The 26,863-nt window shown below is 39.2% G+C and carries 29 protein-coding genes and 1 other RNA gene; 2 read left to right on the forward strand and 28 right to left on the reverse strand.

Annotated features, from left to right (window positions below; genetic code table 11):
- Positions 1-1,067: 1,067 nt before the first annotated feature.
- From IRY55_RS07400 to IRY55_RS07450, 11 genes are all read right to left on the reverse strand, one after another.
- Positions 1,068-1,397 carry a hypothetical protein gene (locus tag IRY55_RS07400; RefSeq protein WP_194562674.1) on the reverse strand — a complete coding sequence of 110 codons (330 nt, stop codon included), beginning with the start codon at positions 1,395-1,397 and terminating at the stop codon, positions 1,068-1,070.
- Positions 1,398-1,584: 187 nt separating this feature from the next.
- Positions 1,585-1,980 (reverse strand): DUF7695 domain-containing protein, encoded by a 396-nt coding sequence (locus IRY55_RS13415; protein WP_213086684.1) that lies wholly within the window; start codon positions 1,978-1,980, stop codon positions 1,585-1,587.
- Positions 1,981-2,072: 92 nt separating this feature from the next.
- Complete coding sequence (mobP2, locus tag IRY55_RS07410; RefSeq protein WP_194562675.1) at positions 2,073-3,362, reverse strand: MobP2 family relaxase; 1,290 nt, start codon at positions 3,360-3,362, stop codon at positions 2,073-2,075.
- 34 nt (positions 3,363-3,396) lie between these two features.
- Positions 3,397-3,801: a hypothetical protein gene (locus tag IRY55_RS07415; protein WP_194562676.1), complete on the reverse strand. Its 405-nt coding sequence runs from the start codon at positions 3,799-3,801 to the stop codon at positions 3,397-3,399.
- Complete coding sequence (locus IRY55_RS07420) at positions 3,798-4,133, reverse strand: hypothetical protein (RefSeq protein ID WP_194562677.1); 336 nt, start codon at positions 4,131-4,133, stop codon at positions 3,798-3,800. Before IRY55_RS07420 ends, IRY55_RS07415 begins: the two co-directional genes overlap by 4 nt.
- Before the next feature lie 506 nt (positions 4,134-4,639).
- Positions 4,640-5,014, reverse strand: coding sequence for a hypothetical protein (locus IRY55_RS07425; RefSeq protein WP_194562678.1), 375 nt, complete (start codon positions 5,012-5,014; stop codon positions 4,640-4,642).
- Entirely contained in the window at positions 5,005-5,508 is a 504-nt protein-coding gene (locus tag IRY55_RS07430; RefSeq protein ID WP_194562679.1) for an ArpU family phage packaging/lysis transcriptional regulator, read from the reverse strand. Before IRY55_RS07430 ends, IRY55_RS07425 begins: the two co-directional genes overlap by 10 nt.
- 74 nt (positions 5,509-5,582) lie before the next feature.
- Positions 5,583-5,828, reverse strand: coding sequence for a hypothetical protein (locus IRY55_RS07435; protein WP_194562680.1), 246 nt, complete (start codon positions 5,826-5,828; stop codon positions 5,583-5,585).
- A gap of 18 nt (positions 5,829-5,846) precedes the next feature.
- Positions 5,847-6,641 (reverse strand): ATP-binding protein, encoded by a 795-nt coding sequence (locus IRY55_RS07440; RefSeq protein ID WP_194562681.1) that lies wholly within the window; start codon positions 6,639-6,641, stop codon positions 5,847-5,849.
- A gap of 17 nt (positions 6,642-6,658) precedes the next feature.
- Positions 6,659-7,594 carry a conserved phage C-terminal domain-containing protein gene (locus IRY55_RS07445; RefSeq protein WP_194562682.1) on the reverse strand — a complete coding sequence of 312 codons (936 nt, stop codon included), beginning with the start codon at positions 7,592-7,594 and terminating at the stop codon, positions 6,659-6,661.
- A 52-nt stretch (positions 7,595-7,646) separates the two neighbouring features.
- Positions 7,647-7,928 (reverse strand): helix-turn-helix domain-containing protein, encoded by a 282-nt coding sequence (locus IRY55_RS07450; protein WP_213086685.1) that lies wholly within the window; start codon positions 7,926-7,928, stop codon positions 7,647-7,649.
- 170 nt (positions 7,929-8,098) lie between these two features.
- Between IRY55_RS07450 and IRY55_RS07455 the strand changes: the two genes are divergently transcribed.
- The gene (locus IRY55_RS07455) at positions 8,099-8,986 is read left to right on the forward strand and encodes a helix-turn-helix domain-containing protein (protein ID WP_194562683.1); all 888 of its coding nucleotides are present in this window, start codon (positions 8,099-8,101) and stop codon (positions 8,984-8,986) included.
- 34 nt (positions 8,987-9,020) lie between these two features.
- Entirely contained in the window at positions 9,021-10,160 is a 1,140-nt protein-coding gene (locus tag IRY55_RS07460) for a site-specific integrase (protein ID WP_194562684.1), read from the forward strand.
- A 130-nt stretch (positions 10,161-10,290) separates the two neighbouring features.
- Here IRY55_RS07460 and ssrA read toward each other — a convergent pair.
- The 17 genes from ssrA to IRY55_RS07545 form a co-directional block, all read right to left on the reverse strand.
- Positions 10,291-10,654: a transfer-messenger RNA gene (ssrA, locus tag IRY55_RS07465) on the reverse strand.
- Between the two features lie 91 nt (positions 10,655-10,745).
- Entirely contained in the window at positions 10,746-11,213 is a 468-nt protein-coding gene (gene smpB, locus IRY55_RS07470) for an SsrA-binding protein SmpB (protein ID WP_194562685.1), read from the reverse strand.
- Positions 11,214-11,228: 15 nt separating this feature from the next.
- Positions 11,229-13,553 carry a ribonuclease R gene (rnr, locus tag IRY55_RS07475; RefSeq protein ID WP_194562686.1) on the reverse strand — a complete coding sequence of 775 codons (2,325 nt, stop codon included), beginning with the start codon at positions 13,551-13,553 and terminating at the stop codon, positions 11,229-11,231.
- 17 nt (positions 13,554-13,570) lie between these two features.
- Positions 13,571-14,320: an alpha/beta hydrolase gene (locus tag IRY55_RS07480; protein WP_194562687.1), complete on the reverse strand. Its 750-nt coding sequence runs from the start codon at positions 14,318-14,320 to the stop codon at positions 13,571-13,573.
- Between the two features lie 109 nt (positions 14,321-14,429).
- Positions 14,430-14,657, reverse strand: a complete 228-nt coding sequence (gene secG, locus IRY55_RS07485) for a preprotein translocase subunit SecG (protein WP_194562688.1) — start codon at positions 14,655-14,657, stop codon at positions 14,430-14,432.
- 135 nt (positions 14,658-14,792) lie between these two features.
- The gene (gene eno / locus IRY55_RS07490; RefSeq protein WP_194562689.1) at positions 14,793-16,088 is read right to left on the reverse strand and encodes a phosphopyruvate hydratase; all 1,296 of its coding nucleotides are present in this window, start codon (positions 16,086-16,088) and stop codon (positions 14,793-14,795) included.
- Positions 16,088-17,626, reverse strand: a complete 1,539-nt coding sequence (gene gpmI / locus IRY55_RS07495) for a 2,3-bisphosphoglycerate-independent phosphoglycerate mutase (RefSeq protein ID WP_194562690.1) — start codon at positions 17,624-17,626, stop codon at positions 16,088-16,090. The genes eno and gpmI overlap by 1 nt, the downstream gene beginning before the upstream one ends.
- Positions 17,626-18,384, reverse strand: coding sequence for a triose-phosphate isomerase (gene tpiA / locus IRY55_RS07500; protein ID WP_194562691.1), 759 nt, complete (start codon positions 18,382-18,384; stop codon positions 17,626-17,628). The genes gpmI and tpiA overlap by 1 nt, the downstream gene beginning before the upstream one ends.
- Positions 18,385-18,398: 14 nt before the next feature.
- Positions 18,399-19,586, reverse strand: a complete 1,188-nt coding sequence (locus IRY55_RS07505; RefSeq protein WP_194562692.1) for a phosphoglycerate kinase — start codon at positions 19,584-19,586, stop codon at positions 18,399-18,401.
- Between the two features lie 124 nt (positions 19,587-19,710).
- Positions 19,711-20,718, reverse strand: a complete 1,008-nt coding sequence (gap, locus tag IRY55_RS07510) for a type I glyceraldehyde-3-phosphate dehydrogenase (protein ID WP_194562693.1) — start codon at positions 20,716-20,718, stop codon at positions 19,711-19,713.
- A gap of 32 nt (positions 20,719-20,750) precedes the next feature.
- Positions 20,751-21,785, reverse strand: a complete 1,035-nt coding sequence (locus IRY55_RS07515) for a sugar-binding transcriptional regulator (protein ID WP_194562694.1) — start codon at positions 21,783-21,785, stop codon at positions 20,751-20,753.
- A 202-nt stretch (positions 21,786-21,987) separates the two neighbouring features.
- Positions 21,988-22,227, reverse strand: a complete 240-nt coding sequence (locus IRY55_RS07520) for a glutaredoxin family protein (protein WP_194562695.1) — start codon at positions 22,225-22,227, stop codon at positions 21,988-21,990.
- Positions 22,221-23,021: a TPM domain-containing protein gene (locus IRY55_RS07525; protein ID WP_194562696.1), complete on the reverse strand. Its 801-nt coding sequence runs from the start codon at positions 23,019-23,021 to the stop codon at positions 22,221-22,223. The genes IRY55_RS07520 and IRY55_RS07525 overlap by 7 nt, the downstream gene beginning before the upstream one ends.
- Complete coding sequence (locus IRY55_RS07530) at positions 23,021-23,599, reverse strand: LemA family protein (protein ID WP_194562697.1); 579 nt, start codon at positions 23,597-23,599, stop codon at positions 23,021-23,023. The genes IRY55_RS07525 and IRY55_RS07530 overlap by 1 nt, the downstream gene beginning before the upstream one ends.
- A gap of 15 nt (positions 23,600-23,614) precedes the next feature.
- On the reverse strand, positions 23,615-24,157 hold the full coding sequence (locus IRY55_RS07535) for an HdeD family acid-resistance protein (protein ID WP_194562698.1): 543 nt from the start codon (positions 24,155-24,157) through the stop codon (positions 23,615-23,617).
- A 157-nt stretch (positions 24,158-24,314) separates the two neighbouring features.
- Positions 24,315-25,436 (reverse strand): acyl-CoA dehydrogenase family protein, encoded by a 1,122-nt coding sequence (locus tag IRY55_RS07540; RefSeq protein WP_194562699.1) that lies wholly within the window; start codon positions 25,434-25,436, stop codon positions 24,315-24,317.
- A 12-nt stretch (positions 25,437-25,448) separates the two neighbouring features.
- Positions 25,449-26,846 (reverse strand): LLM class flavin-dependent oxidoreductase, encoded by a 1,398-nt coding sequence (locus IRY55_RS07545; RefSeq protein WP_194562700.1) that lies wholly within the window; start codon positions 26,844-26,846, stop codon positions 25,449-25,451.
- Positions 26,847-26,863 lie beyond the last annotated feature (17 nt).

Consider the following 26,863-nt stretch of genomic DNA (forward strand, 5'->3'; position numbering starts at 1 on the left):
TATATTATTCAAGCTTATTAATCGTAACATCAAACCTTTCATCAATGGATCGTACGTTTAAATTTTAACAAACCACTGCATACTTCTCATTGTTGTCCAAAATGGAATGAGCTTCTGCCCCTCCCGTTACTCCAGATAGTAAAATAATATAGCAATAGTTTTACCTTCTGCTGTTCGCATAACTCGCCCTACTGCTTGTGCTATATCAATTTTCGATTTATGTGGTTTTAAAACATAACAGCATTTAAATCAGGTACGTCTACATCTTCTGTTTTAAAAAACGAGCATGGGACAGCCCTCGACAATTGTTATCGGGTAATTCGCTCTTTAACCAGTCGATTTCCTCATTTTCTCAACAGCATTCATTGTTCCATCCGCATGTTGAATTTTCTATTTTAAATTGTCGTCCATATATGTTTTGTTCTATAAATAGATATTCATCTACAACAGTTGAAAACATTTCTGTAATCATTTTGAATCTTTAATTGTGACTGTAAATGCAATTGCTCTTTTCATTGGTAAGCCAAAAGTTTTGTTTGAATCACCATTACGCTTTACAAGACCGTTCCAACAGCTAATGTTTTTTGTTACATCATCAAACTGTAAGTCTGATGATGTTTTCGAGAACATACCTTGGAATCGTCTTGCTATTACATTTTTACTTTTTATAGGTGAGTATTTTCTCAAAAGCTCTGCAGATTGCCTTCTATTATGTTGTAAGATATTTTATTAATAGCTCAGCTTATTAACTAGCCTTCTTAATAAACTGTAATATAAAACTAATAATACAGCTAAAAGAACACTCCATCAATATTCCCTATATATGTGAGAAGCTTGTATTATACTTTAACCAGTTATTTTCTTATTCAGTACGATAGATAATCTGAGAATGAACCTTGCTATAATCAATTAAAAAGAAGAAAGGATGCATCCGTTAAGAGTAACAATCTTTTTGGACACATCCTCGTACGCAATGCTAGATTTATTATATTATCGTACTATTTAAAGAGCAATTTAATGTATAAAAATGTTCAAAATCTGACCCGATACGCCTCATTTAGATTTGTTTAAGGAGTCATTGCCATCATTGTCATCGCTCTTAAACCTTTGTGATTACAAGTAATCAGATAAACAATAACATTTTCCTCTCTACTCTCGGACCAACCAACTTCTACTACAAAGTGATTTGCTCTTAACCCACAAAAATAACTATCGTCTTTCTCAATCATAGCTACTTCTGTTGCATGAAATTGATTTAGTTCATCTATATGCTCATTTGTTAACTCTTCAATTGAAACTGAATCTAATACAACAGTAGATCTCATACCTTCATTTTTTTTATCATACAAAGCATTTAACCTATTTTCCAACTCTAATAATTCTCTTTTGTTGTCCATTTACTTCAAACCCTTCTATAATTTGATAAGATAACATTTTAGCTTTATTTAAAATTAGTTTCGAATAATTTTCAAAACTAATAATTACAACTATTATAACTTTTTTCATAATAATGTTAGAGTCTTTAAACATAACACTATAAGTTACCTACTTCACTGAAAATATACTACGCATAGAAACGGCTCATTATTCTTCGCTAGTCTCTCGATAATCTAACTCATGTTTTAAATTAACTAAATCAGCTAAATGCCCTTTTAGTCTCCTTTCATAGTGACTGACTTCATAAATGTTCTCACCTTTTTTCATTGCTTCAATCTGTTCTGCTAGTGCTCTAATTACTTCAAAAAACTCTTCTAAATTTTGATGCTTTGGTTCAGACATCTGATAAATAGATAGGCTTGTATCAATAAAGTCTTCCATTACTGCATCGGCTTCACCTCTCCCCCAACCCATTCGTTGATAGTCTGTGCCGCCATCAATAAAAATAGCGTTACATTTACACGATCGATTATCATGTCGATGTTTAGAGACAATTACATTATTACACTTTCTGCAGCGTACTTGATTTAAAATAATCTTCATAGAAAAACCTCCTGATTATACTTGATATTTATTGTTTCTTACTTTCACTGACAACATGTTTAAAACCAATAGTGAAAGCGTTCATTTAGATACTATTCATAATCAAATCCTTCAATCATACGATCAAACTCTTGTTGATTTCTTTCTTTTTGATAGTCATGGAAAGACTTCCTCATGACTTGGTTCAATTGAAAGACTGCTTGCCTGACTTGCATCTTATGTCTTTGATCTTGCGATAAAAGTTGATGAATACTTGGTTGCGAATGCTGCTTGCTCTTCTTACTAGTACTAAAAGCAGTTCTTCTTTCTTTTTCGACTGCTCGCATCGTATGTAAAACCGCATTGCCCATTCGCTCTCGTAAATCATCGAGTTTATTCTGTTTATAACTGTCAAATTGACTATCTGAACCATATAACCGTTCTGACAGTGCTACCTGTTCATCTAATTGAAGATGAAGTTCCTCGAGTTCTTCTGAGTGATAAGTTGAAAGATATGTGTCTACAAGCTCATCGATGTAAGGACGAGCTTCATTAACTGTATGATATCTATAATACCATTGATTCATTTCTTTTGGAAGATAATGTAATGCCTGTTCAAAGAGCTGTGAAACCTCTTGTACTTCGGTTAGATCAATCGTTTTCGTTTTAGTCGCAGTGTCTCGAATCAGTTCATCAATCCGTTTGTAAGCTTTACTACGGTCAACAATTTGATTCGCTACACTCGACCGTACTGCCATTCTTGTTTTATCTTTTCGCCATCCTCTCCTTTGTAAGATAGGCTCTCCTTGTTCATCAAATAACATTTCTTTCGTCTTTTTATCTTGTCCATGAACAAGGGGAAGGTGACTCGGATCTAACTCAACTGTGGCGATATGCACATGTATGTTGTCCGTATTATAATGAAAAGATGCAGTCCAAATCGGATCATGCATCTTTTCTTCTTCAACCATTTTATTCATCGCCCCACGAACAATTTCTTTCATTTTCTTCTCGTTTAACCAGTGTGTCTCGCCTTTGTATAGTCCCTGTTCTTCAAGCCAGTCATTATCAAAACTCAACACGTCTTTCCAAAGAGGAGACCCTTTTTCTTCTGCTTGGGCATACAACTCTCTCACTTCTTCCAATCTCTCTTCTGCGATTACATCTTCTTCTGCCGAGAAGAGTTGACCATTTTTCATCTCATCTTTCATATAGTCCATGTAACTATGAAAGACTCCTTCCACTTGGTTCATCTCCGACAATTGGAGTGGTTGCTCTTTCTTGTCTTTAGCATCCTCACGATCAATATAGGAAACGTATCCTCCATATTTTTTAGTAGTAGCCTTTGGATTTGGACAATCAAAATCCATCATGAGATTGACAACTGGAGTAATTTTTGACATGTGACGAACACCTCATGTTCATTTAATGATTTCCTTAACTATATTTTTTCTGTTGCATTTTTAAGATTCGATTTTGAATATTCGCTTCTGCTAAAGATACTTCATTTGATTTTTTGACATCTGACGTTAATAAATTCCCCGTTCCTTTTTCAAGGTATTGATTGTTCCAAAATTCGATTTGCATTTGACTTTCTTTTGAAATTTGGTTGACTCCCAACTTAATCTTTTTTAATTCATTATTTATTTCTTTTTGATAATCTTCAAACATCTTCCCCATCGCTTCATAGAATCCAACGTATTCAGCACCTTCATTTTTAATAAAATAATCGACAGTCATAGCCATAAATTGTGATTGACTCACATGTAAATGTTGCGCATATCTTTTAATCTTCTGATCCATTTCTTCTGTAAATCGAAATAACTTTTGTACCTTGCTCACTCTAGAATCCCTCCTTCATTTTCAATTGTGTATCTTTGAATAATTTGTTCGAGTTCTTGTACTTCCATGCCAGTTAGTAACGCAGTTAAAATCATTTGTCGATCCACGACTTCTTCCACTCTTGCTATTTTCTTCGTTTGAATTTCAAGCAATAATTTGATATCCGTTAATACATTTGCATATGCTTTTCGATCCTCTTCTAACAGTCCATCACGTGCATATTTTTCTAATATTTGCTTTCCAAGTTGTGAACGACTCGTCCCTAATTGTCTCGCTTTCTCATCGATTTTCTTCACTGCAATTGCATCTACACCTCGAATCAGTACATCCAACTTCATCACTCCTTTCGATAAAACTAGTTAAACAAGAGCTTTAAGTAATTGGTTAAATAAGAGCATAAGGACAAAGTGTTATCACATGCTGTGATATCCTCGGCAGTGCCGAGTTTTGTCTGTGTACAGCGTTTTTCAATTTTATATCGCTTTGCTATCGGTATTTTTGGTTGAACTATCACTTTGATAGCATTATTTTCAAACTTTCTATCACATTGCTATCGGTTTTTATGCTGATTTCACTTGCCTTTTTTGAGTTTACTTTCATTTTAAAACCATTTTCGGCTCTTTTATCCCATCCCTCACTTTTGATTGAACTGCTAATTCATTTTGTATTTCTCTTCCTACTTTTTATTTTTTATCGATTCATTTGTATTGAAATTTCTGACGAATCTACACTTAAAAGATAGCTGGGAAAGAAATAAAAAGATATTGTATAGGATTTTAAATTCAATAGACTCTACTTCTTCATTCTCTTATTGGATAAATATTAGTGATATCCTCTTTTATATGACTTGTGATACTTGTCCCATTTCAACTTCATTAAACTTCGAAAAAATTATGAAAGGCTCAATGTCAGTAACAGTAATATGTTGATTGGATTGGATGAACTCTTTTTCTAATTCATATAAATGCTTATAGGCATAGTTGAGCAACATTACCCCATCAGTAATATTTTGAGATAAACTATCATGCTGAAATCGATTTTGAAGCCCTGAGATGCACCTTGTAACTACTGAATCCAATTCGAATAGTTTTATGCAGTCTCTAATAACAAACCCTTCTTCCACTCCTTTAAATGCGATGAACGGATTAAGTAAATGATACAATTCAATAAAACTTGATTTTTCTTTTACGAACGTTGCAATTTTCAGATACATTTTTCTTCCTCCTTTAATTTTTTGTGTTCAGCTTGATACAATTTCATTCCGAGCATCTCCAATGCTTTTGGTTTTAAGCGATAATAAGTTGCTCTTGAATAGCCCAATGTGTCATACACATAATCATCGTTATAAAGCTTGCCATTTCTTCCTCTTGTTAAATATCTCAATTCGATTAATTCTTGATAATCTTCAGGTAGTTTTTTTAATACTTCATGAAAAGTAGCAATCCACTCTTCAGCACCTAGCTTCTTTAGCGTTAACTCTTCGACTTTACTTTTATTTGATGCTTGTTTTGAGATAGGAGTATCTGCATACATGGTCGTGAGTGAACCAATCTCGACCATACTTGCCATTCGCTGCATGATAAAATACCGCTCTAACCAAGCCTGCTCACAATATTTGATAAAGAACTTTTTTTGATCAATCAATATATCTTTTACTTGATCGTAATTAAATTCTTGAATGACGTGTGTTTGTACATAATTTAACAAGTGATCACCTCTTCACTGATTGACGTCAGCACTAATATTTGTTTTACTTGTTAGTAATATGATTTCGCCAAAAATCATATTACATTGCGCTCCTGCCAAGGGGGTGCTTTTTTTGTATTGCACGTTTTGAGCATTACAAAATCTTGAATGATAAAATAGTCCTTTCCAAAATAAAAATCTCCTTCTATTCTCGATCGTCTTGTTGTTTCATACACTTCATCCTTGCTGTAGCAGATTGTCTTATACTTTTCTTCTCCATCTTTGAGCCAAACAACAATCGCAAAAGGTTGCGAATCAAAACCAATCATTTCTGTAGCCATTTTTATCACCTCACTTTTCTATTTCTTAAGATGCCTTCTCCTAAAATCTTCTCCATGCATTTTAAAAATCTCTGCCTGATCCATTAGGCGACTTAAATTTCTTTCGCCAATAGCTCTTTTCAACTCTTCTGAACCCAAATTTGTTGTATAAATATTGTATTTATTTAATCTACTGTCTAAAACTTCAAATAATTTTGTTTTGCCCCATTCACTTGTCGAAGCATTATCAGCTCCGATGTCATCTAAAATTAATAAATCAACTTTTGTGATGCGATTCATTAAACTAGTTTCCGAAAAATGAGAAGTTTGATTGTAACTCGCTTTTATTTTCGTTAACATTTGCGGTAAGTTAATAAACATAGCCGTATAGCCAATGTTAGCGACATGTTTTGCGGTTGCATATGCCAAGTGCGATTTTCCGATTCCATATGTGCCAGTGAATATAAATGTTTGTTTTGACTCACTTTTCGGATCAAAATGGAGTGCAAATTCATAAACAACGTCTCTTACTCTCTTAAACTCACTATCTATCACTTCAAAATTTTCAAATGCAGCTTGTTTTAAGTCATCGTTGACTAGTGATACATTATTTAAAAATACTTGAGCATGTGTTATTTCTGCTTGCTTTGCTAGCTTTAGATCCTCACATTTGCACCCTTTATTAATGATGGCAGTCTCGCCTTTACGAGGTCCACCTGGCAAAATTATTTCAACCACTTGAACAACTTGATTACATTTACATTTTTTTGTTTCTACTATTTTTTCTTTGGTGACTATCTTCAACATCGGATGTAACTCTTTGACTGATTTCATTTTTTCCCTCCTTCAATTTAAAAACCATAATCATATTCGACTGACGAATCTTCTTCTTTTTCTTTTTTTATCCTTGCACCTTGATTCAAATACGCTTCAAATTTCTCACTATTGAATAACGTTGAAGGTCGAAGGTATTGCTCCATCTTTGTACCAATCCACTCTTCCACTTTTATATCAATCACTTGTTTAAAATCATCAAAATCATAACCTTCAGATATTCTTCCATTAATATATTTTTGATTACTCTTTGAATCATACTTGTATCTCTTTTTTGTTTTATCATTTAAATAATCAATTATTATTTTGTATATGGATATATCTTCTGAAACAACATTATTATTTTCTGTAGTAATTTTTGTAGTAGTCTTTGTAGTAATCTCTGGTATTGCTTGCTCATCTTGAGCATTCGATTGCTCATATTGGACTTTCGATTGCTCATATTGAGCCTTCGTATGCCCATATTGGACTTTCGATTGCTCATTTTGAACTTCGGACTGTTCAAAATAACTATTAGGTAAAGAATAACCTTCTAGGGAATAACCTAACTCAATAAGTTTCTGGTTAATAAATTGCAAGTCTACTCGATATTGCCATGTCTTATCCCACTTATATTTTGGATTTCTTCTACGGTTCACAAACTTTTTATCAACTAGATTTTTTAATACACGATCCATTGTTTGTCTGCTAATTGTTAACATAGTTTCATCTAACATTTCCTCAGCCGTTTTATAAATCCAACCATTAAGCAATGTAGATTTTGCTTCTTCTGGACTCATCACTGAACCATCATTATATCTTTTAGATCGCTCAATCTCTTCTTTCAAAAAGCTATCAGAGTCTTTGACTCTTTCACTCCAATATATAAATTGATTTAATACTATCGCTTCATTTACCTCATTAGTTAATTTTACTAATTCTTCTTTTATTAATGCTCTTTTCAGTTTTTTCATTAATAATTATTACTCCTTTAATCAATGTGTTGAATCCTCCTAATGTTTTAACTTAAATGATATTTTTTTCAAAAAAATTGTCGATATCCACTTTTCTGATATATTGCATCCCATCAATATCAACTACTGGTAACCCTGCAATTAAAAATCTTTTTAAAGTATTAAAACTTACTCCTATATATTCAGCAGCTTCTTTTTTATTAAAATATTGTTTTACAGTTTCTTTTGTTCGTAGGTCATTTACTGCCTTTTCGGCTAGTTCTCTAAACAAATTCTCTAACTCTTGCAAACTATCATTTGAAAAGGTTATAGGTAGCAACATCTTATGAGTCATTTCTTCACCTCCTTATTTTTTAATCTATAAAACAATAAATATTATTCTATAGATTAAATATAATATACATGTGATTGTATAACGAGTCAAATTTTAACTTACTCATACACATATTCTTATTTCTACTTGTAATGATGTATAATTAAATAAAATGAAACGGAGGGATTTATTTGGCAATTAAAGTGAATTTAAAATCTCTATTGAAAGAAAGAAAAATGACTATGACTCAATTGCATCAACTCACTGGTATTTCGATGAATGCGCTGAGTTTATTCTCAAATTTAAAAAGTAGTGGGATTCAATATTCAACCATAGAAAAAATTACAAATGCATTAGATGTTGGGGTTGGTGATTTAATAGAAGTAGTTGATAACGTGTTTGAACTAGTCATTGAAGACTGTGATGAAAATGACTACGAAGAAATGTTTAATTTAAAAGATCTGGATATTGAGAAGGGTTTAGTTTTACACAAATCATTTGGAAATGAAAAAGAAAATTATAATTTTAACTATAAAATAAAATTAAAAGATATAAATAACGATACAACAGAAGTTTATGTCAAGACATCTATAAACTATAATAAAACGAGCAATAGTTTATGGATTAAAATATTGAAAATCGACTTAAAAAATTCAAGCATTATATTAAATAATATTACTCATCTTTATAAAAACACATACAATGGTTTTCCAGAATTTTATTATATTGTGTCTCATTTAATTGTTAATAAGATTATTTCAAGTGAATATTTCAAAATTATGAATATCTATTGGGAAGTTATTGTAGATTGGAGATATTCAGGAGAAATACCCGACTTTTATTACGATGACAGAGCTTCTGAATCACTTAGTAATAATAATGATGCATTAATATTTGTATCTCAGTTAATCAGAGTGAATTTAGTGCCAAAAGATCCAAAGGCAAAAAAAGAACTTTTACATGAATTTAATTTAGACATTCCTTATATAGCCAACTTAGATCATTTGACACAATTAAAGCTTGTACACAATGTTGAGATTGATGAAGCTACATTTAAAAGGACAGTATACATTTCTTAAATTGGATTAATTACTTTATAAGGTGGTAAGTTCAATGATAAAAAAATACACTTTAAAAAATGGAGAAATTCGATACAAATTTCAAGTATATTTAGGAACTAACGAATTAACTGGTAAACAAGAAAGGACTACAAGACGTGGATTTAAATCAAAAAAACAAGCAGAATTAGAATTAGCAAGGATAAAGTTACAAGTTGCTAATAAAGAATTTAGACAGAGAAAAATAGAAACTTTTAATGATGTGTATAATTTATGGATTATACAATATGAAAAAACTGTAGAAGAAAGTACGTTCGTTAAAACTGAAGGTATATTTAAAAATCATATACTACCTTCTTTAGGAGCATATAAAATAGATAAAATAACTATTGAGGTTTGTCAGGAAGCTCTTAATGAATGGTCAAATAAATTAAAGCGATATGCAATGGTTAAATCTTACGCTTCGAAAGTATTTGATTTTGCTGTTAAACGTGATTATATTTCAAGAAATCCTTTTCAGTATGTTGAATTACCTAGAAAGAAACACGATTTAATTAGTAATAAAGTTTCCGAAAAGAATTTTTATACAAAAGAACAACTTCTTGAATTTCTTTATTTATTGGAAAAAGAAAATAATAGAATGGCCTACGTTTTTTTTAGACTCCTTGCTTTTACTGGTATGAGAAAGGGAGAAGCTTTTTCATTAACTTGGGGAGATGTTAACTTTAAAAAGAATGAATTACACATCAATAAGGCATTGTCTCGGGGAAAGGATAATAAACTTTACGTAAAATCAACTAAAACTAATGATGTTAGAAACATCATTATCGATAGTGCTACTATTGATATCTTAAAAGAATGGAAAAAATATCAGCAGGATAACTTCGATTATATTAATACACATCATGAATCGCAATTAATATTCAGCAACAGTAATAATCAATTTATTCAACCAAGTATGACTAGAAAATGGATTCGACAAGTGCAGCTCAAGTACGATTTAAAGCAGATTACCACACATGGATTAAGGCATACTCATTGTTCTCTACTATTCGAAGCAGGAGCAAGCTTAAAAGAGGTACAAGATCGCTTAGGTCATAGCGACATTCAAACAACTATGAATATCTATACTCACGTTACCGAGAAAGCACAAGAAGAAGCAATAAATAAGTTTTCTAACTACTTGAATATCTAATTATCTACTTTTTTTGAATACGTATTTGACTACGTTAGGTTGAAAATATATGAAATAGAATGAAACAAAAAATCTTCAAAACCCCTACTTTGAAAGGTTTTGAAGATTTTTGAAATACTATGAAATTGTATTATGGAGACGGCGGGAGTCGAACCCGCGTCCAAAGGCCCTGCCACCCAAGCGTCTACGCGTGTAGATTGATTACTTACATTTCACACGTCGTTATGCCACCAATCAAGGCGTCCCGCGTGCTATTCTGATTAATCTCTTTCTCTCGCTACAGAAGGAAGCGAAAAGACGTATCCCACTAAAGTTGAGCCTTTATCCGTACTACATGGGCGATAGACAGTAAAGGCAGTTTCGTCAGCTTACGCTGCGAAAGCTAAGTTTTGTTCTTGTTTGCCAGTTATTATTGGCTTGACGTTTCTGACGGAGCCGATCCCTCCGACGCGCAGCTCAAGCTCAAGTACCCCTGTCGAATCCGTAACGTCCCCGCAATTGGGAGAGTGTTCCACTCTACACGTATACAGAAATAGAGGCAAAGCTCTACGTACTCCAATAGTATACCAAAGTTCTAACCAACTATCAATATTGCTGTTTTGCTTTGAAGGCACGTTCCATCTCACGTTGTGCATCTTTTTTACGTAAGTCGTGACGCTTGTCGTACAATTTCTTCCCTTTTCCGAGTCCGATTAACAATTTCGCAAAGCCGTTTTTCAAATATACTTTCAACGGAACGATCGCGTAACCGTCTTGTTGGACACTGCCTTGCAGTTTATCGATTTGATGACGATGCAACAACAATTTACGTGCACGCACGGGATCGTGATTGTATCGATTCCCTTGTTCGTACGGGCTAATGTGCATATTCGATACCCACGCTTCGTTGTTTCGCACGAGGACGAATGCATCGGCGATTTGTACTTTGCCTGCGCGAATCGATTTAATTTCTGTTCCTTGTAAGACGAGTCCTGCTTCGATCGTCTCCTCAATCGCAAAGTTGTGATTCGCTTTACGATTGACGGCGACGACCTTTCCTTGTCCTTTTGCCATCTGGCTCACCTCTCATTATTTTCGTTTGCGACTTCTTTTTTTCGATGATTTTTTAGCGATTGTTTCATAAAACTTACGCTCTTTTTTTTGACCGCTGCGCTCTGTGCGTTCAATCGGCGCATTGCCTTTTTTCTTCGCGCGTTGACGCGGTTTCTTTTCCATTTGAATGACGCGTGGTTTACGGTTTTTCGTAAATTGACGTTCCGGTTCATTCGGATTGTATAAGACGAAATCAATCGTTCCTTCTTCTGGAACGACATTCGTCACTTTAACTTCGACTTTGTCTCCGATGCGATACTGTTTTGCGGTACGTTCTCCAATCATCATCATCGTGCGATTGTCGAAGTTGTAGTAGTCATCGCGCATATCACGAACGTGTACGAGACCTTCCACTGTATTATCCAATTCGATAAATAATCCAAAGTTCGTCACACTTGAAATGACCCCTTCGAAGTTTTCGCCGACTTTGTCGACCATAAATTGCGCTTTTTTCAACGCTTCTACGTCACGTTCTGCATCGACGGCGCGTCGTTCACAGCTCGACGTATGTGTCGCAATTTCTGGCAGTTCTTTCGTCCAATATTCCGTCGTCTTTTTATCCGTTTCGCCTTTTAATAAGTATGTGCGAATGAGACGGTGGACGATTAAGTCTGGATAACGACGAATCGGCGCCGTGAAGTGCGTGTAAAATTGTGTCGATAATCCGAAGTGACCGAGACTTTGATCCGAGTATTTCGCTTGTTGCATCGAACGAAGTAACATCGTCGATATGACCGTTTCTTCTGGCAAACCAGCGATTGCGTCGATGATTTCTTGTAAGGCACGCGGGTGAACTGTATTGCCGACCCCCTTCACCGAAATACCGAAATGGGTAATAAACTCAAAGAAACGTTGTAATTTTTCTTCTTTCGGATTTTCGTGAATTCGGTATAAAAACGGCAACTGCATCCAGTGGAAATGTTCTGCGACGGTTTCGTTCGCCGCTAACATAAACTCTTCGATTAAACGTTCTGATACCGTCCGTTCAATCATTTCGATTTCTGTCGGCCATCCTGCTTCATCGACGATCACTTTCGACTCTTTAAAGTCGAAGTCAATTGCGCCGCGTTCGAAACGACGTGTGCGTAAAATTTTCGCAAGCTTCGCCATATCGAATAACATTGGCACGACATGTTCGTACTTCTCCATTAATTCCGCATCATGGTGGTCGATAATGTGATACACCTCATCGTACGTCATACGCTCTTTCGAGTTAATGACCGATTCGAAAATTTCGTGGTCGAGCACTTTTCCTGATTCGTCGATATGCATGCGACATGACATCGTTAAGCGATCAACGCCTGGATTTAACGAACAAATTCCGTTCGAAAGTCGGTGTGGCAACATCGGGATGACGCGGTCGATTAAGTAGACACTCGTGCCACGTTCATACGCTTCTTCCTGCATCGGTGAACCGTCCGTCACATAATAACTGACGTCTGAAATGTGCACCGTTAAAATGAATGTGCCGTCTTCCATTCGTTCGACCGAAATCGCGTCGTCTAAGTCTTTCGCATCCGCTCCGTCAATCGTAATCGTCAAGTCTTGTCTGCAGTCCATGCGCCCTTCCATCTGTTCGGGTAAGACGTGATCCGGAATAGCATTCGCTTGTTCCATCACTTCTTCTGGAAATTCTGTCGGGATGCCATGTTTGTAAACGATCGATAAAATATCGACACCTGGGTCATTTTTATGACCGAGCACTTTCGTCACATAACCGGTCGCGCCTGATATTTCAGTCGGATAATTCGTCATTTCGACGACGACTTTATGTCCTTCCATCGCACCGAGCGTTTGTCCTTCCGCAATAAAAATATTGATCGGAATCTTTTTATCATCGGGAACGACATAGCTATACTCTTCCGAACCGTAAAATGTTCCAACGACGGAACGTTTTTGACGTTCGACAATTTTCGTCACTTCCCCTTCTCGGCGATCTCCGTGAGAATGTTCGGATACTTGTACGAGAACAGTATCACCATCGAGTGCGCCATTTGTCGCGTTCGGTGGAATGAAAATATCATCCATCTTCTCTTCCATCGGTGCGACGAAGCCGAACCCTTTTGCGTGTCCGATAAAGCGGCCTTTCAAATGATTCATCCGCTCTGGTATACCGTAACGATTCGCTCTGGAACGTACGATATCCCCTCTCTGTTCTAATTGAACTAATGTTTTCACCAACTGTTTAAACTGTTCAGCACCATCGAGTTGTAGATGTTCTTCGATTTGTGCGACTGTACTCGGTGAATACTTCGGGTTGCGCATCAATTCGAGTAAGCGCTCTTGTAATTGTTCTTCCATTGTTCTCCTCCTTTCTATTATGAAACTGTCCAAGGTAATTGTTCTAAAAATGCAAATAAATCTTCATGCAATTGTTCTTTCTCTTTATCTAATGTAATAATATGTCCTGACTCCTCATACCATTTTAATGTTTTATCCGATGACGAAATGTCATCGTAAATGACTTGCGCAGATTGTGGATCGATGACGCGATCGAGTCGTCCTTGTACGACGAATGTCGGAGCGTACACTTCATCCAATGTTGCGCGTGTCTCTTTTACAAGTTGTTGTAACTCAGGAAGGGAATCCATCGTCTGCTCGCGCAATGCCGCAACTTCTCGTTCGATTTCTTCTTCGGATTTACCTTCATATTTTTTATATTGTTCCGCATATTGCAGGACCCCTTCATACATGAGGTCTGTCGTTTTCATCGACATTGGCGCACACATCGGCGCGATGCCGAGCACTGGATATTCCGTGCTTAATTTCAAGGAAAAGACGCCCCCTAATGATAAGCCTGCTACTGCGATTTCTTCATACCCTTTTGTGCGTAAAAATTCATACCCTTCGACCACATCTTCCCACCATTGATCGGGGTTCGTTTTGATCAATTCTTCCGGTGGAACACCATGTCCGCGATAATGCGGGGCATGAGATGTATACCCCTTTTTCTCCAAATAACGCCCGAACATGCGCACGTCTGCTGATGTTCCTGTAAAGCCATGCAATAACAGCACCGCACGTGGTCCGTGTTCAAAGAAAAACGGCTTTGGTTGAACGATTTTCATATTCCCATACTCTCCTTCTCATCCATTTACCTCTAGTGTAACAGTTCTCGCTTCTTTTTAAAAAAAAGAAGCCGAACCAACGGATATTGGCTCGGCTTGGATCATTTTATTAAAATTTCATCACAGCTAAAGTTAATACGAAAAATAAGACAGATAATACAATGGTGACACGTTGTAAGACTAAATCTAATCCACGTGCTTTTTGTTTACCGAATAGTTGTTCAGCACCACCAGAGATGGCTCCTGACAAACCTGCGCTTTTTCCAGACTGTAATAAAACTACAACGATGAGGCCGATTGCCACGATTAATAATAAAGTCACTAATAAAGAATGCACTTTTTCCACCTCCTGATTAATACTAACAACTCTCCTCATTTTAACAAACTACGAGCAGTGAAGCAACTATTTTCGATAGAAGTACATGCAAAGAAACCCCGTTACAGCAAAATGCGTAACGAGGCTTTTTAAAATTTATTTTTCGATGTTATAGAAAGAATTTAATCCTTCATAACGTGCTGTTTTATCGAGTTGTTCTTCGATGCGGAGAAGTTGGTTATACTTCGCCACACGGTCTGTACGTGATGGTGCACCTGTTTTAATTTGTCCAGCGTTCGTCGCAACCGCGATATCTGCGATCGTTACGTCTTCTGTTTCACCAGAACGGTGTGAAATAACAGCTGTGTATCCAGCGCGTTTCGCCATTTCGATCGCGTCGAATGTTTCTGTTAATGTACCGATTTGGTTCACTTTAATTAAAATAGAGTTTGAAATGCCTTCTTGAATACCGCGCTCTAATTTTTCAGTGTTCGTAACGAATAAGTCATCTCCTACGAGTTGTACTTTGTCGCCGAGCTTCTCTGTTAACAATTTGTGACCTGCCCAGTCGTTTTCGTCTAAGCCGTCTTCAATCGAGATAATTGGGTATTTGTCGCACATTTCAGCGTACCAGTTGACCATTTCTTCAGAAGTGTATACGACGCCTTCTCCAACTAAGTGGTACTTGCCGTCTTCTTTATTGTAGAACTCTGAAGATGCTGCGTCCATTGCGAGGCGGATGTCGTCGCCTGGTTTATAGCCTGCTTTTTCGATCGCTTCGATGATTGTTTGAAGCGCTTCTTCGTTTGATTTTAAGTTTGGAGCGAAGCCACCTTCGTCACCTACTGCTGTATTCAAACCTTTGTCGTGAAGTACTGCTTTTAATGAGTGGAAAATTTCAGCGCCCATACGCATCGCTTCACGGAAGTCTTTTGCACCTACTGGCATAATCATAAACTCTTGAATGTCTACGTTGTTATCCGCGTGCTCTCCACCGTTTAAAATATTCATCATCGGTACTGGAAGTTGCTTCGCGTTTACGCCACCTAAATATTGGTATAACGGCATATCTAAGTAGTCTGCTGCTGCGTGTGCAACGGCCATTGACACACCTAAAATTGCGTTCGCACCGAGTTTGCCTTTATTTGGCGTACCATCTAAAGCGATTAAAGCTTCGTCAATTACAACTTGATCAAGTACAGAGTAGTTTAAGATGAGCTCTTCGGCGATGAATGTGTTGACGTTTTCGACCGCTTGTAAAACTCCTTTACCGAGGTAACGTGCTTTATCTCCGTCGCGTAATTCTACCGCTTCGTATTCACCAGTTGATGCTCCTGACGGAACCATCGCACGGCCGAATGCACCGCTTTCTGTAAATACTTCAACTTCTACTGTTGGATTGCCTCGTGAATCGATAACTTCTCTTCCTTGGATATGTGTAATGATTGGCATTAGTTATTCTCTCCCTCGATAATTGATTGACCTGTCATTTCGGCAGGTTTGTCTAACTGTAATAAGTGTAACATGGTCGGTGCTAAATCGGCTAAAATTCCACCTTCGCGCAACTCCGCACCTTCTTTTGTTACGATGAGTGGAACTGGGTTCGTCGTGTGGGCCGTCATCGGTTTGCCTGCATCGGTGATGACTTCGTCTGCGTTTCCGTGGTCCGCCGTAATGAGTGCGACGCCACCTTTCGCAACGATTGCATCAACGACACGTCCGAGACATTCGTCAACCGCTTCGATCGCTTGAATCGTCGGTTCCAACATACCGCTATGACCGACCATATCTGGATTCGCATAGTTTAAAATGATAACGTCTTGACGATCATTTTCGATTTCATCAACGAGTGCGTCCGTCACTTCATAAGCGCTCATTTCTGGCTTCAAGTCATACGTCGCCACTTTCGGTGAATGAATTAAAATGCGTTTTTCTCCTGCGTATTCGTCTTCTTTCCCACCGCTGAAGAAAAATGTAACGTGTGGATATTTTTCAGTTTCGGCGATGCGTAACTGACGTAATCCGGCATTCGCTACAACTTCTCCGAACGTATTCACTAAGTTTTCTTTTTTGAAAACGACTTCGCCCCGTACTTCATCGCTATAGTGCGTGAATGTAATGTAGGGCATATTGTCGAAGTTTTTCGCTCCTGTGTCGAATCCGTCAAAACCTTCTTCCGTGAAAGCACGTGACAATTGAATCGCGCGGTCTGGACGGAAGTTAAAGAAGATGAGTGCATCGTCTTCTTCGATCGTCCCGACAGGTTTGCCATCTCGTTCAACGACGAACGGAACGACGAATTCATCGACGACATCTTGTTCGTACGAAGCGAGCACGCCCGCTTCTGCAGAAGGATATTCCGAACCTTTGCCGTACACCATCGCATCATAGCTTGCTTGTGTACGCTCCCAACGTTTGTCGCGGTCCATCGCGTAATAACGACCTGAAATTGTGGCGAATTCGCCAACTCCGTATTCGTTCATTTTACGTTCTGTTTCTTCGATATACGTTAAAGCAGATTTCGGTGCGACGTCACGGCCGTCTAAAAATCCGTGTACGTACACTTTCGTTAATCCTTCATTTTTCGCCATTTGTAATAAAGCGAATAAATGCTCGTAATGGCTGTGCACGCCACCGTCTGATAAAAGACCGAGCAAGTGAAGTGCGCTTCCTTTTTCTTTCGCATGTTGCATCGCGCGTTTTAAAGGAGCGAGTTCAAAAAATTCACCGCCAGCAATCGAACGGAAGATACGCGTTAAGTTTTGATAAACGACACGGCCTGCTCCGATATTCGTATGACCGACTTCTGAGTTCCCCATCTGTCCATCTGGTAATCCGACTGCTTCACCTGATGCTTCCAAAGTCGTATGTGGATAGTTGTTCCAATATTTATCATAATTCGGTTTGTTCGCTTGTGCAACCGCATTTCCTTCTACTGTGTCACGAAGTCCGAATCCGTCTAAAATAATGAGTGCTACTGGTTTTGTCATTACTTCGCCCCCGCTTCAACTAGTTGTAAAAATGACACAGGATCTAAACTAGCTCCACCGACAAGCGCTCCATCAATATGTTCTTTTTCAAGTAATTCTTCGATATTGCCTGGTTTTACGCTACCGCCGTATTGGATGCGTACCGCTTGTGCGACATCGTCATTGTAGAGTTCTGCCATTTTGCTACGAATTGCGCCACATACTGTGTTCGCATCGTCTGCTGTCGCTGTTTTCCCTGTGCCGATTGCCCAAATCGGTTCATACGCGATGACCGCTTCTTTCGCTTGTTCAGCTGTCACATTTTCAAATGCTTTCGCTACTTGGTCATTCACAAAGCTTTCTGTGTCATTTGCTTCACGTGTTTCGAGTGATTCGCCTACGCAGATTATTGGTGTAATGCCGTGATCGAATGCCGCTTGTACTTTTTTGTTTACCGTTTCGTCTGTTTCATTGTAATATTCACGGCGTTCTGAGTGGCCGATGATGACGTAAGGAACTTGAATGCTTTTGAGCATCGCTGGGCTCACTTCACCTGTAAATGCTCCCTCGTTTTCGTAATGCATCGTTTGTGCACCGATTTTCACCGGGATGTCTAACGTTCCCGCGAGCAATGGTGCAACATATAATGTCGGTGGGCAAATTAATGCCTCGACTTTGTCACTTTCATAAATATTTCCACGAATTTCTTCGAAGAAATGGATCGCTTCTTCGATTGTTTTATACATTTTCCAGTTTCCTGCAATAATTTTTTTACGCAATGGAATGCCTCCTCTTATTTTTCGCTTAATGCTGCGATACCTGGTAATACTTTACCCTCCATTAACTCTAATGAAGCGCCTCCGCCTGTAGAAATATGGTCCATTTTATCCGCTAAGTCGAATTGCTCAACTGCTGCTGCTGAGTCTCCCCCGCCGATCACTGTGTAACCAGCTGTCGTCGCCATCGCTTCAGCTACAGTTTTTGTGCCGTTTTCGAACGGTTTCATTTCGAAGACGCCCATCGGTCCGTTCCAAATGATGAGTTGTGACTTCTCGATAATTTCAGCATAGTGTTTCGCCGTTTCTGGTCCGATATCTAATCCCATCCATCCTGCTGGAATGCTGTCGATTGCAACTTGTTGGACATTCGCCTCCGCACTGAATTCATCCGCGATCACAGCGTCTGTCGGCAAGTGCATGCTGACACCTTTTTGCTCTGCTTTTTCGATAAAGCTTTTCGCAAGATCTATTTTATCTTCTTCGACGAGTGAGTTTCCGACATCATGTCCTTGTGCTTTCGAGAATGTGTACGATAAGCCACCACCGATTAATAAATGATCGACTTTGTCGAGTAAATGATCGATGACACCGATTTTATCTTTCACTTTCGCGCCACCGATGATCGCTGTGAACGGACGTTTCGGTGTTTCGAGCGCTGCGCCGAGTACTTCGATTTCTTTTTCAAGCAATAAGCCTGATACGCTCACATCGACGAATGATGCGATGCCTGCTGTTGACGAATGTGCACGGTGTGCTGCGCCGAATGCGTCATTCACATAAACGTCGGCTAAGCGTGCGAATGCTTTACTCAATGTTTCGTCGTTCTTTTGCTCGCCCGCATGGAAACGAACGTTTTCTAATAAGATGACGTCTCCGTCTTCCATTTCTGCTACTTTCGCTTCCACCGTTTCACCGATTGACTCTGAAAGTGCTTCCACTTTTTGGTCGAGTAACGTTTCTAAATGTTTTGCGATTGGTGCGAGACGTAACTCTTCTTTTACTTCTCCACCTGGACGACCTAAATGGCTTGCTAAAATCACTTTCGCGCCTTCGCCTACTAAATATTGAATTGTCGGTAATGCTGCTTGGATTCGTGTATCATCCGTAATGATGCCATCCTTCATCGGTACGTTAAAATCGACCCGAACGAAAACGCGCTTCCCTCGAACATCGATATCTTTCATCGTCATTTTTGACTTCATGAAAACTACACTCCTTCATCTTCTTTTGAATATACAAAAAGGGAGAAAACGGATAAGTCCGCTTTCCCCCTTACCCACTTCTTATTATAGTAGGTTCATCCGTGATTGGCTATTGATTATCGGTTTATAATCCACGTTCTTGCATGTAAAGTGCTAAATCGACACAACGTGTAGCATAACCCGTTTCGTTGTCATACCATGCGATGATTTTCACCATGTTGTCGTTTAATACTTTCGTTGATAAACCGTCAACTGTTGAAGATACTTTCACACCGTTGTAGTCCACTGAAACGAGTGGTAAATCGCTATAAGCTAAAATGCCTTTTAATGGGCCTTCTGCTGCTTCTTTTAACAATGTGTTCACTTGTTCTTCTGTTACTTTTTCTTTTAATTCGACAACGAGGTCAACCATTGAAACGTTTGACGTTGGGACACGCACTGCCATACCGTCTAATTTTCCTTTTAATTCAGGAATAACTTTCGATACCGCTGCTGCCGCTCCCGTTGTTGTCGGAATCATCGAAACTGCTGCTGCACGTGCACGACGGTAGTCTGAATGTGGCAAGTCAAGAATACGTTGGTCGTTTGTATAAGAGTGAATCGTCGTCATTAAACCACGTTCGATTGAATATTCATCATTCAATACTTTCGCTACTGGTGCTAAACAGTTTGTCGTACATGATGCGTTCGATACAGCAACATCTGTTTCTGGGTTGTATTCTGTATGGTTAACACCCATAACAAATGTCGGCACATCACCTTTTGCTGGTGCTGAAAGGATGACACGTTTTGCACCTGCTGTAATATGTTTTTGAAGTCCTTCTGCATCGCGGAATACGCCTGTTGATTCAACAACAATGTCTACACCGAGATCTTTCCATGGTAAGTTTGCTGGATCTTTTTCAGCGAATACTTTAATTTCTTTGCCATTTACGAGGAATGCGCCATCTTTCGCTTCTACTTCACCTTGGAATGTCCCATGTACTGAGTCATATTTTAAAAGATGTGCAAGCATGTTTGCGTCTGTTAGATCGTTCACCGCTACAACTTCGATGTCGTCGCGCTCTACTACTTCACGTAATACTAATCGTCCGATACGTCCAAATCCGTTAATTGCTAATTTTACTGTCATAATAAAATCCCTCCATGTAGGTTGTTTGTCATTTATTTAAATTGAATTTGCTTCATCATTTCATTCGCAGCACCTTCATCCGTAATGAGTACGGTTTGGGGCGGTGCAATATTTAAATAAGAAAGAATGGCTTCTGCTTTCTTTTTGCCACCTGCTAATGCAAATATATTCGGTACTTCTTTTAAATGCTCTAGTTGAATACCTACCGTTCGAATGCGATGTACAACATCTCCATTCGCATCAAAATAATAACCGAACGCTTCACTTTTCGCCTCGAGTTGTTTAATTTTCTCTTTTACTTGGTCAGAACTGTTGCGCCACTTTACTAATTTCTCTGCGACACCTATTCCATGAATGACGATGTCTGTCTTTTCGTAAAGTGCCATCATCTCTTTCGCTTCTTTTTCGTTTTGCAATACTTCATGCGCTTTTTCACTCAATTCGTCTGGGTAGAAAAAGACTCGATATGAAGCATTTCCCTTTTTGGCAAAAGTTGAAACGATAGAGTTTGCTTGGAGAGGAATCGCATCTCCCATTCCACCACGTGCTGCAATAAATAAATAATTTTGCACGAGCGAATGACCAGATAAAAATTGTGGCACTGTCGCTACACTCGTTCCACCGGTGATTGCTACGATTTGTTGTTCAGATGTAGCAAGTCGTTCCAGTGCATGCGCTGCCTGTTCTCCAATAAGTAATTTTGTACTTTCGGAATGATCGCTATCTCCATCAACAATTCGCACTTCACGAATGCCATAATGCTCGGCAATGCGTCGAGCTTTTGTCGTTCGTCCAATATAATCGTTCATCATCGCCTCGAGTGAGGTCAATAAATCAAATCCTAACGTTGTAATGGACGCTCCTTCTTTTTCGACACGAATTAAATTCGTATCGCGCAAAAAGTCGACTGCTGCACGCACTTCTCGTTCAGGTAGTCCGACGATTTCAGCAAGCTTTCGCCTCCCGACCGGACCACTCGCTTGCACATGTCGCAAAATTGTATAGCGACTTTCAAGCAATGCTTTCATCTCTGGAACCATCATCCATTGGGCTTCTAATTTTTCCATTTTTCATCCCCTCCTACTCAAGAGGTTGAATTTTGTCCCTATGAACATTTTTCGTCCCACTTAGGTTAAAAAAATATGCCTTACACTTTTTGATTATAATTCATCCGTCCTAAAGTTGCAATCATTTCACGTCTACTTTTATGAAATATTGTCTATTTTCTCAAACAAAAAACGACGAACCTATACAGTTCGTCGTCTCATTTTATTCATCTAGCAATGTTTCAAGAAGTTCTCCGTACGTAATATGCCCTTGAAATTTTTGTTCTCCATCGATGAATAAGACAGGAACTTCCAACATATATTTTTTCTGAAGTTCATCATCTTTCACAATCGATACGACATCGAGTAACAAATCGACATCTTGACGAACGAGTTCAATCGATTGGAGCGCTTCATCACAAAGCTCGCAATTGTCATTAATATATAACGTTAATTTTACCATGAACGACCTGCACCTCCTCCACCGCTTGAACCACCGCCACCAAATCCTCCGAAGCCACCGCCGCCAGAGCTACCCCCTGATCCTCCGCCGAAACCTGTCGGGAAGAAGATCGGCGGGCCCCCGCCACCGCTACGTCCTCTCGGTCCTTTCCCACCTTTGTTGCCACCTGAGGAAAGGAGGAGAACGACAATAATGATAACGATGATGACCCAAATTGAGATACCTTCGTCTGAGGACTGACTGTCATACTCACCATTCAATGTATCGACGAGCACTTGCTCCCCGTCTAATCCGTATTCAATCATAATTTCATTGTATACCGCTTTATACAATTGTAAAATCGCTGCATCAATGTCCCCTTGTTGTAAATAAGGGATTGCAATTTCATCCAACATGCGCCCGAGCTTCCCATCCGGTAAGGCACCTTCCAATCCGTACCCGACTTCAAAGCGCAATTGTTTCGCTTCGCCTGTGTTCGGATTTTCCTCCGTCGTCATGACGAAAAGTACACCATTGTCTTCCCCTTTTTGACCGAGGCCCATCTGTTGGAATGTGTTATGCGCATAATCAACGACGAGTTCATCGCCCGTATTCGGTTGAATGATGACCGCAAATTCCGCTCCTGTTTTTTGTTGAAGCGCAAAAGCATAGTCCGTTACTTGTTGTTTCGTCTCGGTAGAAAGTACGCCGCTACGATCTTGCACGGCATATTGTTGATGATTTAATGCTTGAACAGGTTGAACTTGAAAGAAAATCGTAAGCAGTGTGACGATGACGAACCACCGTCTCATCATTACTTAGCTCCGTTTCCAAAATCGACTGTCGGTGCTTGTTCCGCTCCTTTTTGCGCTTCAAAGTACGGACGTTTTTCGAATCCGAAAATTTTCGCCGCAATGTTCGAAGGGAAACGTTGCACTTTATTGTTGTACACTTGAACCGCTTCATTGTATTTACCACGTTCGACACTAATGCGATTTTCTGTTCCTGCGAGTTCATCCATTAACTGCGTAAAATGTGCATCACTTTTTAATTCTGGATAATTTTCAACGACGACGAGTAAACGAGAAAGCGCACTCGATAATTCATCGTTCGCTTCTAACTGTTCAGCTGTTGTCGATGCGCCAGCCATTTTAGAACGAGCGTCCGCAATATTCGTCATCACTTCTGTTTCATGTGAAGCATAACCTTTCACCGTTTCTACTAAATTCGGAATTAAATCCATACGACGTTGTAACTTATTGTCGATTTCACTTTTATGTTTGTCGACGGATTCTGATAATGTGACGAGGTTGTTGTAAGGAGAGATTAATAAAACCGCACCAATCCCTAACACGACGAGAATCCCGATTAAAGGACCTAACCATTTTTTCATACATTCCACACCTTTCTAATCTCGATAAATTGTTCGACGCGTTACGCGACGAAGTAGTAACCAAATGACAAATAATCCAATACCCTGCACGATAAAATACAAACCAAATGACAAGCTGACGACGAAAGCGACTGTCATTTTAGATAAGAGAGAAGCGATTGCAAAGACGAAAATAATGATTCCTACAGCGAGCAACCAGCCCCATCCTCTCACATCGCGCAAAGAGAACGCTGCGTACATTTGAATGAGCGACGATAAAAGTAACCAAATCGCAAAAATGTACACGAATGTTTGCTCCGCTAAATCTGGAACGAACAATGTAATACCACCGACAACGAACGACAACAATCCATTTACGAGAAAGATAAAGGAAATGTTCCATATTTTTCGTTGTTCGATGAAAGAAATCATCTCGACGATTCCGTGAATAATTAACAAAATGCCGATTGATAATGTAAAGACACGCAATGACACAGTCGGGTTAAAGACGATCCACACCCCGAATGCGACGAGCGCCAAACTAATTAAAAAGATGGAAATTGAATAAAATTTTCGCATACATCTCTTCCTTCCATTCATCGATAAGACTACCTAATCTATTCCCACTTTCAATAGAAAAGAAACGTCTTTTCTTACTTGATATACTAGTATAGTTTATCATCTTTTGCATAAAAAAGGTAATCACCCTCTAGTATAGAGAATGATTACCTTTTCGTCACTGTGCGGTTTCTGTTAAATACGTATAAATTTCGTCATCTGAAGGCGGATTATGCAAACCTGCTCGCACATTTAAATAATAGCGATATAAAATACTCTTCTCCGATAATCCACTCGCGCCAACGATGCGCATCGCAAGATCGACGACTTCAATCGCGTAATGCGTTGCTGTAATTTTCGCACTCGATAAAATGCGTCTCGCTTCTTCAAAAGAGCGTTCTTCGTCAAACAATAGCGCACCGTATGCGAGATGACTCGTCGCCGTCGCTAACCGCCATTCAATTTCTCCGAGCTTCTGTTGAATATGCGCTGCATCGATGATCGCTGTTGCTCGTCCTCTCGGAACGTACGCACGAGCAAAGGCGAACGCTTCATCTCTCGCTGCTTGCGCAATCCCGATATAACATGCGGGAATATGTAATAAACTAGCCGGTGAATTGCGCACCGCATGTGCAATATTGACATATTTAATGAAATGCTGTTCTTTCACAAAAACATCTTTAAAGTAGACATCGCTACTCGCCGTTCCTCTCATCGCTACACTATCCCAAGCAGATGTATCGATTGTGATGCTTTCCGAATTCGGTACGACGAAGAGCGCTTCTTCACCTTCACAGTTCGCACTAATAATAAAGAGATCAAGAGCTGGTGCTAATGTTGCGAACGATTTATGACCGTTAATGAGATAGCCCCCTTCTACTTTTTTCGCTGTCGTTTGTGGACCAGCATTGCGCGTCGGACTACCCGCTCCTCTTTCCGATAAGACGTAGTTGAGAAGCGCCCCTTTTTTTACTTCTTCAATCACGTATCGCTTCGTCTTTTCCGGCCATGTTGTATCACGTAAAATCGCATACAATGTGCTCACATGCCAACCGATTGCGACCGCTGTCGGGCCATCTCCTGAAGCGACAATTTGCTGGTAATGAACGAGTTCACTTGCTGTTAAGCCTTGCCCTCCATCTGTAGTACATAGAGGAGACTTCGTATAACCAGCATCGATCAAGTTTTGAATGTTTTCTTTCGGAAATTGACCGAACACAGTATCTTTTTTTGCTCGTTCACGAAATATTGGGACAAATTGAAGTAGTTCTTCTTGTAATGTTACTGTCGTTGTCGTCATGTCGCTTCCTCCTTACACGAGTGCTTCTTTTTCTAATTGCACGCTATGGCCGTAGTGATTGTTTTGTAAACGTTGTTGCCCTTTACCGTAGTAATGTTCACGCAATGTTTCCCCTTCGTAATCTGTACGATAAATGCCACGCTTCTGCAATTCTGGCACGACCGTTTCGACAAAGTCTTCTAAAGTAGACGGATTCACCGTTTGACGAATATTGAAGCCGTCCGCATCGCCTTCTACTGAAATCTCTTCTAAACGAGCGGCGATTTGTTCCGGTGTACCGACAATCACTTCTGAACCTAATGAGAAACCGTGATATTGAATCGCTTCTCGAATCGTCCATTTATGATTCGGATCGGTCGACGTATAGTTGTTTAAGCGACTTTGAATCGCATTCGTTTCAATATTTTCAACGTAGCTATCTGGATCGAATTTTGAGAAGTCGATGCCTGAGTGACCGGATAAAAGAGCTGCTGCCCCGTCATAATCGACATAGCTGCGAAGTTCTTGGAATTTTTTCTGCGCCTCTTCTTCCGTTCCTCCAACGACTGTTACGACAGCTGGTATAATTTTCACATCTTGACGTGTGCGGCCGTATTTTTGAAGTTTCGGTTCTAATTGACGGATAAATTCACGCAATTCGGCTGTCGCATTTTTTTGATTTTGCGTATTCGTGAAAATGCCTTCCGCATGTTTTGCTGCAAATGACGTTCCTCGGTCAGACGCTCCTGCTTGGAATAATACCGGTGTGCGTTGTAAAGAAGGTTCTACTAAATGGACACCGGGTACTTTAAAGTATTTTCCTTCGTGATTAATCGGATGCACTTTCGTCGAATCGATATACTTATTCGCTTCTGGATCGTTTAAGAGTGCGCCTTCTTCCCAACTTTTCTCCCACAATTTGTACACGACATCTAAATATTCTTCTGCACGGTCGTAACGCTCATCATGTGGAATCATGCCGTCTAAACCTAAGTTGATCGCTTCACTTTCTAAATAAGAAGTGACGATATTCCATCCGATGCGTCCATTCGTCAAATGGTCGAGCGTCGAATATTGGCGAGCTAATTTGTACGGTGGAATGTATGTCGCGGAACCAGTTAAAGCGAATCCAAGTCGCTCTGTCGCATGAGCCATTGCCGAAATGATTAAAAATGGATCATGTGCGGGGAACTGCACCGCTTGCTCAAGCGCTGCGCGATTGCTTCCTTCGTAAACGTCGTACACGCCTGTCACATCCGCTAAAAACAATGCGTCAAACTTTCCTTTTTCCAATGTTTGCGCAAGCTTTACCCAGTAATCTGTCGAAGCGTGAGTGCTTCCTTGATGATCCGGATGTTTCCAAAGTCCAATTGCGTGTGGGGATACCGTATGTTGTGCGAAACCGTTTAAGTGAATTTGTTTTTTCGTCATGTTTTCTTCCTCCTCAT

The sequence above is a fragment of the Savagea serpentis genome (genome assembly GCF_015351395.1).
Lineage (GTDB): Bacteria > Bacillota > Bacilli > Bacillales_A > Planococcaceae > Savagea > Savagea serpentis.

Excerpts from the sequence above, each read along its gene's own strand:
- IRY55_RS07400 (WP_194562674.1), bottom strand. The coding sequence starts at position 1,397 with ATGGACAACAAAAGAGAATTATTAGAGTTGGAAAATAGGTTAAATGCT.
- IRY55_RS13415 (WP_213086684.1), bottom strand. The coding sequence starts at position 1,980 with ATGAAGATTATTTTAAATCAAGTACGCTGCAGAAAGTGTAATAATGTA.
- mobP2 (WP_194562675.1), bottom strand. The coding sequence starts at position 3,362 with ATGTCAAAAATTACTCCAGTTGTCAATCTCATGATGGATTTTGATTGT.
- IRY55_RS07425 (WP_194562678.1), bottom strand. The coding sequence starts at position 5,014 with ATGTATCTGAAAATTGCAACGTTCGTAAAAGAAAAATCAAGTTTTATT.
- IRY55_RS07435 (WP_194562680.1), bottom strand. The coding sequence starts at position 5,828 with ATGGCTACAGAAATGATTGGTTTTGATTCGCAACCTTTTGCGATTGTT.
- IRY55_RS07440 (WP_194562681.1), bottom strand. The coding sequence starts at position 6,641 with ATGAAATCAGTCAAAGAGTTACATCCGATGTTGAAGATAGTCACCAAA.
- IRY55_RS07445 (WP_194562682.1), bottom strand. The coding sequence starts at position 7,594 with ATGAAAAAACTGAAAAGAGCATTAATAAAAGAAGAATTAGTAAAATTA.
- IRY55_RS07450 (WP_213086685.1), bottom strand. The coding sequence starts at position 7,928 with ATGACTCATAAGATGTTGCTACCTATAACCTTTTCAAATGATAGTTTG.
- IRY55_RS07460 (WP_194562684.1), top strand. The coding sequence starts at position 9,021 with ATGATAAAAAAATACACTTTAAAAAATGGAGAAATTCGATACAAATTT.
- smpB (WP_194562685.1), bottom strand. The coding sequence starts at position 11,213 with ATGGCAAAAGGACAAGGAAAGGTCGTCGCCGTCAATCGTAAAGCGAAT.
- rnr (WP_194562686.1), bottom strand. The coding sequence starts at position 13,553 with ATGGAAGAACAATTACAAGAGCGCTTACTCGAATTGATGCGCAACCCG.
- IRY55_RS07480 (WP_194562687.1), bottom strand. The coding sequence starts at position 14,320 with ATGAAAATCGTTCAACCAAAGCCGTTTTTCTTTGAACACGGACCACGT.
- eno (WP_194562689.1), bottom strand. The coding sequence starts at position 16,088 with ATGCCAATCATTACACATATCCAAGGAAGAGAAGTTATCGATTCACGA.
- gpmI (WP_194562690.1), bottom strand. The coding sequence starts at position 17,626 with ATGACAAAACCAGTAGCACTCATTATTTTAGACGGATTCGGACTTCGT.
- IRY55_RS07505 (WP_194562692.1), bottom strand. The coding sequence starts at position 19,586 with ATGAAGTCAAAAATGACGATGAAAGATATCGATGTTCGAGGGAAGCGC.
- gap (WP_194562693.1), bottom strand. The coding sequence starts at position 20,718 with ATGACAGTAAAATTAGCAATTAACGGATTTGGACGTATCGGACGATTA.
- IRY55_RS07515 (WP_194562694.1), bottom strand. The coding sequence starts at position 21,785 with ATGGAAAAATTAGAAGCCCAATGGATGATGGTTCCAGAGATGAAAGCA.
- IRY55_RS07520 (WP_194562695.1), bottom strand. The coding sequence starts at position 22,227 with ATGGTAAAATTAACGTTATATATTAATGACAATTGCGAGCTTTGTGAT.
- IRY55_RS07525 (WP_194562696.1), bottom strand. The coding sequence starts at position 23,021 with ATGATGAGACGGTGGTTCGTCATCGTCACACTGCTTACGATTTTCTTT.
- IRY55_RS07530 (WP_194562697.1), bottom strand. The coding sequence starts at position 23,599 with ATGAAAAAATGGTTAGGTCCTTTAATCGGGATTCTCGTCGTGTTAGGG.
- IRY55_RS07535 (WP_194562698.1), bottom strand. The coding sequence starts at position 24,157 with ATGCGAAAATTTTATTCAATTTCCATCTTTTTAATTAGTTTGGCGCTC.
- IRY55_RS07540 (WP_194562699.1), bottom strand. The coding sequence starts at position 25,436 with ATGACGACAACGACAGTAACATTACAAGAAGAACTACTTCAATTTGTC.
- IRY55_RS07545 (WP_194562700.1), bottom strand. The coding sequence starts at position 26,846 with ATGACGAAAAAACAAATTCACTTAAACGGTTTCGCACAACATACGGTA.